This window comes from Pseudomonas sp. UBA3149, assembly GCF_002364655.1.
Classification (GTDB): domain Bacteria; phylum Pseudomonadota; class Gammaproteobacteria; order Pseudomonadales; family Pseudomonadaceae; genus Chryseomonas; species Chryseomonas luteola.
In genome coordinates, this window is sequence record NZ_DEYV01000012.1 from 396,424 (window position 1) to 404,342 (window position 7,919).

Annotated in this window: 7 protein-coding genes; 3 read left to right on the plus strand and 4 right to left on the minus strand. The window is 56.4% G+C overall.

All coding sequences use genetic code 11. The features are described 5' to 3' along the window. Nucleotides 1-290 precede the first annotated feature (290 nt). From ilvD to osmE, 4 genes are all read right to left on the minus strand, one after another. Nucleotides 291-2,129 carry a dihydroxy-acid dehydratase gene (gene ilvD, locus B3729_RS11225; RefSeq protein WP_125887418.1) on the minus strand — a complete coding sequence of 613 codons (1,839 nt, stop codon included), beginning with the start codon at nt 2,127-2,129 and terminating at the stop codon, nt 291-293. A 350-nt stretch (nt 2,130-2,479) separates the two neighbouring features. After that, a complete protein-coding gene (locus tag B3729_RS11230; RefSeq protein WP_286787904.1) occupies nt 2,480-3,766 on the minus strand; it encodes a GDSL-type esterase/lipase family protein in 1,287 nt (428 codons plus the stop codon). A 13-nt stretch (nt 3,767-3,779) separates the two neighbouring features. After that, nucleotides 3,780-4,529 carry a Mut7-C RNAse domain-containing protein gene (locus B3729_RS11235; RefSeq protein ID WP_286787905.1) on the minus strand — a complete coding sequence of 250 codons (750 nt, stop codon included), beginning with the start codon at nt 4,527-4,529 and terminating at the stop codon, nt 3,780-3,782. A 70-nt stretch (nt 4,530-4,599) separates the two neighbouring features. Then, a complete protein-coding gene (osmE, locus tag B3729_RS11240; protein WP_074822447.1) occupies nt 4,600-4,932 on the minus strand; it encodes an osmotically-inducible lipoprotein OsmE in 333 nt (110 codons plus the stop codon). A gap of 183 nt (nt 4,933-5,115) precedes the next feature. Between osmE and B3729_RS11245 the strand changes: the two genes are divergently transcribed. The 3 genes from B3729_RS11245 to B3729_RS11255 all read left to right on the plus strand — a co-directional run bounded on the left by B3729_RS11245 (nt 5,116) and on the right by B3729_RS11255 (nt 7,889). Continuing rightward, nucleotides 5,116-6,000: a lipase family alpha/beta hydrolase gene (locus tag B3729_RS11245; protein ID WP_286787906.1), complete on the plus strand. Its 885-nt coding sequence runs from the start codon at nt 5,116-5,118 to the stop codon at nt 5,998-6,000. A gap of 318 nt (nt 6,001-6,318) precedes the next feature. Then, nucleotides 6,319-7,530: an N-acetylmuramoyl-L-alanine amidase gene (locus tag B3729_RS11250; RefSeq protein WP_010795557.1), complete on the plus strand. Its 1,212-nt coding sequence runs from the start codon at nt 6,319-6,321 to the stop codon at nt 7,528-7,530. A 71-nt stretch (nt 7,531-7,601) separates the two neighbouring features. Continuing rightward, on the plus strand, nt 7,602-7,889 hold the full coding sequence (locus tag B3729_RS11255) for a PAAR domain-containing protein (protein WP_328296304.1): 288 nt from the start codon (nt 7,602-7,604) through the stop codon (nt 7,887-7,889). Nucleotides 7,890-7,919 lie beyond the last annotated feature (30 nt).

Below are 7,919 nucleotides of genomic sequence, written 5' to 3' on the forward strand. Positions count from 1 at the left end.
CGGCACGGCAGCGGTGCGTCTAGAATAGGACTCTATAGAAAGCGTAGTCGTTCTGGGCAATGACTTAATTCATAATCATCCATGAGATACGAAGGTAACGATTTACCATGCTGTCGGAGGGCTATCATTGCGCAGAAAGGGAGGTGTTCTGCAGGCGCCGCCATCTTGCCTGAAACAGGCTTTTTGCCAAGAGTAAGATAGTCCCAACCAGACCAGCGGAGAGGCTGCGCTTTTTGCAGCGCAGATACAAAAACGCCGCCCGAAGGCGGCGTGCTCAACACGATCCCAGATCAGTCTTCCAGCATCGCCTTGTTACGGACGGCACCCTTGTCGGCACTGGTGGCCAAGAGGGCATACGCCTTGAGCGCTGTGCTCACGCGGCGCGCACGTGGCGTGGCAGGCTTCCAACCCTTTTTGTCCTGTTCGATGCGGCGGTGAGACAACTCCTCATCGCTAACCAGTAGGTTGATGCTGCGATTGGGGATATCGATCAGAACCTTGTCGCCGTCTTTCACCAAGCCGATCGCACCACCAGCCGCCGCTTCTGGCGAAGCATGGCCGATGGAAAGTCCTGACGTGCCGCCCGAGAAACGGCCGTCGGTGAGCAGGGCGCACTGCTTGCCCAGTCCCTTGGACTTCAGGTAGCTGGTGGGGTAGAGCATTTCCTGCATGCCCGGGCCGCCCTTGGGACCTTCGTAGCGGATGATAACGATATCGCCGGCTTTCACTTCGTCGTTCAGGATGCCCTTCACCGCGGCATCCTGACTTTCGAAAATCTTTGCCGAGCCTTCGAAAACATGGATGGATTCATCCACGCCCGCCGTTTTCACCACGCAACCGTCCAGCGCGATATTGCCGTATAGCACGGCAAGACCGCCTTCCTGAGAGTAGGCATGCTCGACGCTACGGATGCAGCCTTCGGCGCGGTCGTCATCCAGGGTGTCCCAGCGAGTCGCCTGACTGAAGGCTTCCTGCGTGGGGATACCGGCCGGACCTGCGCGGAAAAAGGTCTTGACCGCTTCGTCCTGAGTAAGCGTGATGTCCCACTTCTCGATGGCTTCGCCCAGGGTTCTGCTGTGCACGGTTGGCAGATCCGTATTGAGCAAACCGCCGCGAGCCAGTGCACCTAAAATGCTCATGATCCCGCCGGCACGGTGAACATCTTCCATATGGTATTTCTGGATGTTCGGCGCCACCTTGCACAGCTGGGGTACTTTACGGGACAGGGCGTCAATGGCGCGCAGATCAAAGTCGACCTCGGCTTCCTGAGCCGCTGCCAGAAGGTGCAGGATGGTATTGGTGGAGCCACCCATCGCGATATCCAGCGTCATTGCGTTTTCAAAGGCCTTGTAAGACGCAATGTTTCGTGGCAGTACAGAGGCATCGTTCTCCTGATAGTAGCGCTTGCACAGCTCGACCGCCGTACGGCCGGCTTGCAGGAATAGCTCCTTGCGGTCGGCATGGGTTGCCAGCAGCGAGCCATTACCCGGCAGTGCCAGGCCCAGGGCCTCGGTCAGACAGTTCATGGAGTTGGCCGTAAACATGCCGGAGCAAGAGCCGCAGGTTGGGCAAGCGCTGCGCTCATACTCGGCTACTTTTTCATCAGAGGCGGTGCTATCCGCGGCGATGACCATAGCGTCGACCAAATCCAGGCCGTGGCTGGCCAGCTTGGTCTTGCCAGCTTCCATGGGGCCGCCGGAGACAAATACGACCGGAATGTTCAGGCGCAGGGCCGCCATCAGCATGCCGGGGGTGATCTTGTCGCAGTTGGAAATGCATACCAGCGCGTCGGCGCAGTGAGCATTGACCATGTACTCCACGGCATCAGCGATGATCTCGCGGGACGGCAGGGAATAGAGCATGCCATCGTGACCCATGGCGATGCCGTCATCCACAGCGATAGTGTTGAATTCCTTTGCAACGCCACCGGCTTTTTCTATCTCGCGGGCGACCAGCTGGCCCAGGTCCTTTAGGTGAACATGACCTGGCACGAATTGGGTAAAGGAGTTGGCTATCGCAATGATCGGCTTCTTGAAGTCTTCGTCCTTCATGCCGGTGGCACGCCAAAGTGCGCGGGCACCAGCCATATTGCGGCCGTGGGTGGAGGTTTTCGAGCGGTAATCAGGCATGGAGGCTGCTCTCCGGGGCGGCTTTGCTTATCACGGTAATCTGTTCAAACACTGCGGCGTATCCACCGTATAGCTGTAAAGGTAGCAGTGGAGGCTTAGGGCACGCGAGCATTGAATAGGCTCAGGGCTATCGTGAGCGCGGATGGAGCGCAAAGCAAACGGAAGTGGACCGAGTGCCGTGCTCTGGGCCGGTCGGATAGCGCGGGATCTCCGCGTGACTGGCTTGGGCTCACAGACCCGCCGGGGATAATGGCGAGGGAATCTCCCGATTCTACTCCGCATTTGTTCAAAGAGGAAAGCGCACGACAAAGGGTATGTCTTGGCTTGCGCTTTCACGGTTCAAAAAAGCGTCATTTGTTTGCGTGCAGGCCAAATATCTTTGGATCAATAGCATTTGCCATCGCCACATAACCTGCCCGGTTGGGATGCAGCCCATCGCCAGGGCCGCCTGCGCTGCTGGGAATGAACTCTGCACGCAGGCCGCCCGTAGTGGGATCGAGCGTGGCCGCATCAAAGTCAATGATCGAGTCGAACAGACCGCTTTCCTTTATGAAGCGATTAAGTGCCATACGTTTCTGATCCTGCTCCTGAAAGGCCGGGTCTGCAGGATTGGCCGCCAGGCTGCTGGTCAGGGTCGCGCCGTGAAGGCGTACACCGGGCAACGCTTTGCGCATACGTTCAATCGCATTGCGCATGGCTGTCTCAACGACCTCGACGGACGCACCAGTACCCGGTGAAAAATCATTGATACCTTCCATCCAAATAACGTCTGTTACACCAGAAAGGCTTAATACATCCCGTTCCAGACGATCCATGATAGATGGGCCGCCGCCATAGCCTTGCCGGGTGCTTTCATCCAGAGGGCCTGCAACCTCGTTGCCAGAAATGCCGGCATTGACTACCGAGTACTGTCCCGGTGCCAACTGGGCGAGGCGACGATTCAAGATGTCTGGCCAGCTGTCATATCCATTGGGTGTTGAGCCGGTACCGTCGGTAATGGAATCGCCCAAGGCCACGATGACTCGCGCAACGTCTGGTGCCTGAACATCAACCGCGTCGAGCAGGAACGTCGAGGTCGTAGTAAAGGGCCAGGCGCTTTCCTGCTCCTCGGCGGCGTGGTCGGTGCCGCGAATACTGAAATAGGAGGTTGCGAGCGCTGCAGCATGCCAGCTCAGCGGGCCGCTGTTCCCTGCGAGATGAAAGCTTACCGCCAGGGTGTGGGAAGGTGCTTTGGGTAGCGGGACCGGATCCGTCCAGCGAGTCTCACCAGGTTGAAGCTGAATTTCGCTCTGGCCGTCAAAGCTGACCGGGCGATTACTGCCCGGTACCAGAGCTGCACCCCCTAAAGGTTGCCCGATATAGACACTGCGCAAGGTAATGGGCCTGTTGCCAAAGGTATTCGAGAATCGCAGGCGTGCCTGGCTTCCCCATACACTAGGTCGAATGATCTGCCGGATACTTTGATCTTGAGCCCCACTAGCCGAAATAATACCTTCCAGCTTTGGCTGGGCGATGGGCGAACCGTTGGGGTAGGCTGCCTGCACGGGGGCTGTCCAGGCTGTTTTCCAATCATCGGCATGTCCGGGCTTGGACGCGAGTGCAAACAGGCCGGCAGCCAGAAGGGTTAACAGGCGCATGAGGATTCCTTGATCAGGTATCGGACGTTGGATTAAGCAGGCTTTTCAGCTGGGCTTGCAGGTTCTCCCAGTGGGTGCCTTCCCAATAGACACGATCACAGCCCGAGCATTTCAAAAAATAATCATGACGTTCCCGCACGAGTGGCGGCAGGCTATCGAGGACGACACTCTTATCGACGGAATGAAGGGTATCGTTACAGACCAAGCACCGGCTGAAGGGCGCAGCATGGTCAGCCAGGTTGTAGCGCTCGAATACTTCGCGCAGCTGTGCCTCAGGCTTGTTTGAGCGGACGTAGCAGCCGTAGACAATCTGGCTTCGCTTGAGCAGTTCGCGGTCCCGGGTCAGGACAATATAAGGTTCTCGCGCACAGTAATTGGCAATTTCATTGTCATGAATGGCCGGATAATACAGCGTATCGAATCCAGCCAGTCGTAACAGCCGCGCTAGCGCGCCCATATGGGCATCGGCAATGAAGCGAAACGCCGTTAGCCGATCGCGCAAGGGGACAGCATCTTCTACTTCCAGCCGATAAAAGGGCGGGTAGACTGCTATCCGATCATCCTGTTGTATCAGATAGTCAAACCCTACGGATTTACCATTGACCAGAATGAACTCGACTTCTGGATGCGGAACGCCCAACGCCTCGATCATGTGTTTGACGGTGGAATTCGGGTGGCAGCCAAGCGTAAAGCTGCGTTGGCGGCGAGCTGGAGGTAAAAAGTTATTGAGGCGTGCGTAGAAACGAAATGTCGCGCTGTTCATGCATGCAATCCGGTCGTATCAGATATGACACGACCGGAAGCGGTCGTTACCGAAAGCGTAGAGCGGCTAATCAATAATGATCGGCCGATTCGCATGTTTCGAAACCTTTGCTATCGACGCGACCTGCGCTGTCAAAGCCTACCGAATACACCTGCTCCTTGCCGTCTCTGTTGAGTACGTAGTTATTGCAGGAGCCTGGTTTGACCTTGCGTGTGTATTGGGTGGATGGGGTACCACCAATCTGCAGCACCTGCTCTTTAGTCATGCCTGTCTTCACGTCGCGAACCAGTGGTTGTTCACGGTATTCAATACGATCCTTAGCCGTATCGACGTTTTCCTTGACGGAGCTACAACCAGCGGCCACGGCAGCGAGAGCAACAACGGCGAGTGTCTTCTTGTACATATGATTCTCCTATAAGGTCGTTGATGACCGGTCACTTCTTTGAGCGTGCCGTTGCCCAGAAATTCACTGAATTCGTGATGTTCAACGAAACGGTCTCAAATAAAGAGGCGTACCCTAGGAAGAAACAACCGTGATGATTGAGATCCAACGGTTGACTGGTCAGAGGGTAATTCTGGGAGTGGCATGAGCGAGCATCAAAACCTGACCCGCTATCCGCTAGTGTTGGTCCATGGTCTGCTGGGGTTTGTGGAAATTGCAGGCTATCCATACTGGTATGGCATCGTTTCGGCGTTGGAGTCCATGGGGGTCAAGGTCTATCCGGTACGGCTTTCCGGTGCTCATAGCAACGAAGTGCGGGGGGAACAGCTGCTTGCGCTTATCGAGGATATCGTGCGCGACAGCAAGGCCGAGCGGGTCAATCTGATCGGTCACAGTCAGGGTGCCCTGACCGCGCGCTACGCAGCCGCCATTCGTCCTGAGCGGATTGCGTCAGTCACCTCTGTAGCAGGTCCCAATCATGGGTCGGAGCTGGCCGATATGCTTCAGTTTTCCATGCGTACCAGTAGCCTGAAGGCGCATCTGGCCGCTGAGTATGTTCAATGCATGGCCAAGTTCATGGCCTTTCTGGATCGCAGTAATGGTTATCCTCAGAGCGCGATTGCCAGTCATGAGTCACTTACCACCGAAGGCGTGGCAGCGTTCAACGATAAATACCCGCAAGGACTTCCCGCTACCTGGGGCGGTGAAGGTGCTCCTGTCGTCAATGACGTCCGCTATTACTCCTGGTCCGGCATTTTGGTGCCGGAACTGACGGACCGGGGGGCCAATCGGCTCGACCCTACCCATAGCATGTGTGTGCGCCTGTCTCGCTGCTTCGAGCTGGAAGCAGATCAAAACGATGGATTCGTTGGGCGATTCAGTTCACATTTGGGGAAAGTCATCCGCTCCGATTATCCGCTTGATCACCTCGATATCATCAATCAACTAGCCGGTGCGATAGGGCATGGCATCAATCCGGTAGTGCTCTACACCGACCATGCGCTTCGCCTGAAAGCCGACGGACTTTGACAGCGCACGGCCAAATGTCGTGCAGACTCAACAGCTTGCCGATCTGAGCTCGTTATTCAAGCTGGCACTCGAAATGCCGGTTGGTCAGCACACTGATTCCTCCTACTGCTCAAGAAGAGTCCTGTCTGCCGTTTACGCGCTGAAATGACCCCTTGTCGGCTTGTTGGTCTATCTATAGATGACATTAAAAAAAGTGCCTATCCTTCCGATTTAAAAGGAAGAAATACTGATTTGGACGTCGTGCGCGCTATCTAAACATGCGCCGCATTGGTATCGTTATAATATTTCAAAATATTACTTGCTACGTCAGAGGGTCGCATGAATCGCCGCCGCTTGCTCAACCTGCTCCTGGCCAGCCTGACACTACCCGCTGCTTTTCCAGTGCTGGCGCTTCCTCAGCGTCTGACCAGCGCACGCGCCTGGTTGGATTCGGATAAATTTCGCCTGGTTTTCGATCTGAGCGGCCCTGTCCGATTCAAGACGTTCAGACTTAGTGCGCCTGACCGGATCATCCTGGATCTAGCCAATACGCAACAGGTAGCCGCACTCAACAATGTGCCGCTCAAGAATACCCCGGTGCGCTCCATTCGAAGTGCCCCGTTCGGCTCATCCGATACCCGTGTCGTCCTCGAACTTTCCCAGCCGGTTACCCTGGATAGCTTCCTGCTCGGGCCTGCCGAGAATGCAGGGCATCGTTTGGTGCTGGATCTCAAGCCTGCCCAGGTACCGAGCATCCCTGTACCGGAGCCTGAGGCAATGCTCGCATCCGCCCCCGTCGTGACAAGGGCTGGCAAAGGCCGCGACATTATTGTGGTCGTCGATGCCGGTCACGGTGGCAAGGACCCAGGCGCGCTGAGCCAACGCGGGGACCGCGAGAAGGATGTCGCCTTGATCATTGCGCAAAATCTTGCGCGCATGATCAATCAGCAGAAGGGCTACAAGGCCAAGCTGGTACGTAACGATGATTTCTTCGTTCCGCTGCGCAAGCGTGTGGATGTTGCGCGCAAGTACAACGCAGACATGTTCATCTCCGTGCATGCCGATGCTGCGCCGCGCCGCACGGCTTCAGGAGCTTCGGTATATGCCCTGTCCGAACATGGGGCGACCTCGACAACGGCACGCTGGCTGGCCAACAAGGAAAACGATGTCGACCTGATTGGTGCCAATGAGATCCTGAAAAACAAGGATCCGGTCCTGGCGGGCGTACTGCTGGATATGTCCATGAATGCCACGATCTCGTCGAGCCTCGATCTGGGAGACCGTGTCCTGAACAGCCTATCCAATGTCACAGGTCTGCATCTGAAACGCGTCGAGCAAGCCGGTTTTGCCGTGCTCAAGTCGCCGGATATTCCGTCGATTCTGGTGGAAACTGGCTTCATGTCGAATGATCGAGACAGCCAGAAGCTTCTGAATCCACGTCATCAGAAGGCGTTAGCCCAATCCATTTTTGGCGGTATCCATCATTATTTCAGTGAGCGTCCGCCGACAGGAACCTACCTGTCCAGTATCAAGGAACAGGCCACCGGCTAAGAAAAAGACGCTTGGGTTTCTGTGCACGGGCACGGTATTTTTTCTTGATCCGCGGTAAAGTGTGCGCTTTCATGTCCACAAGGAAAGCGCACATGGCCAACCCCGCTGCTCGTCTCTCCGACGTCAACGCCTGCCCCATGACGGGCCACGGCCCCAACCCGACCGTGACTGGCTCCCCCGACGTTCTGATCAACTCCCTACCTGCCTTGCGTGTCGGTGACTCCAGCGCTTGCGGTGATACCGTGGCGGTAGGAAGTGCTACCGTATTCGTCAATGGCCAGCCGCTGGCTTACCTGGGCAGCGCCACCGCCCATGGTGGCGTGATCATCACAGGCTCCGGTGATGTTCTGACAGGCTGATCGGAAGGCCTAGGGAAGGTCTGAAGTAGC

Bases quoted from the DNA above. Each gene is read 5' to 3' on its own strand.
- B3729_RS11250 (WP_010795557.1), top strand. From the start codon at position 6,319: ATGAATCGCCGCCGCTTGCTCAACCTGCTCCTGGCCAGCCTGACACTA.
- osmE (WP_074822447.1), bottom strand. From the start codon at position 4,932: ATGTACAAGAAGACACTCGCCGTTGTTGCTCTCGCTGCCGTGGCCGCT.
- B3729_RS11235 (WP_286787905.1), bottom strand. From the start codon at position 4,529: ATGAACAGCGCGACATTTCGTTTCTACGCACGCCTCAATAACTTTTTA.
- B3729_RS11245 (WP_286787906.1), top strand. From the start codon at position 5,116: ATGAGCGAGCATCAAAACCTGACCCGCTATCCGCTAGTGTTGGTCCAT.
- ilvD (WP_125887418.1), bottom strand. From the start codon at position 2,129: ATGCCTGATTACCGCTCGAAAACCTCCACCCACGGCCGCAATATGGCT.
- B3729_RS11230 (WP_286787904.1), bottom strand. From the start codon at position 3,766: ATGCGCCTGTTAACCCTTCTGGCTGCCGGCCTGTTTGCACTCGCGTCC.
- B3729_RS11255 (WP_328296304.1), top strand. From the start codon at position 7,602: ATGTCCACAAGGAAAGCGCACATGGCCAACCCCGCTGCTCGTCTCTCC.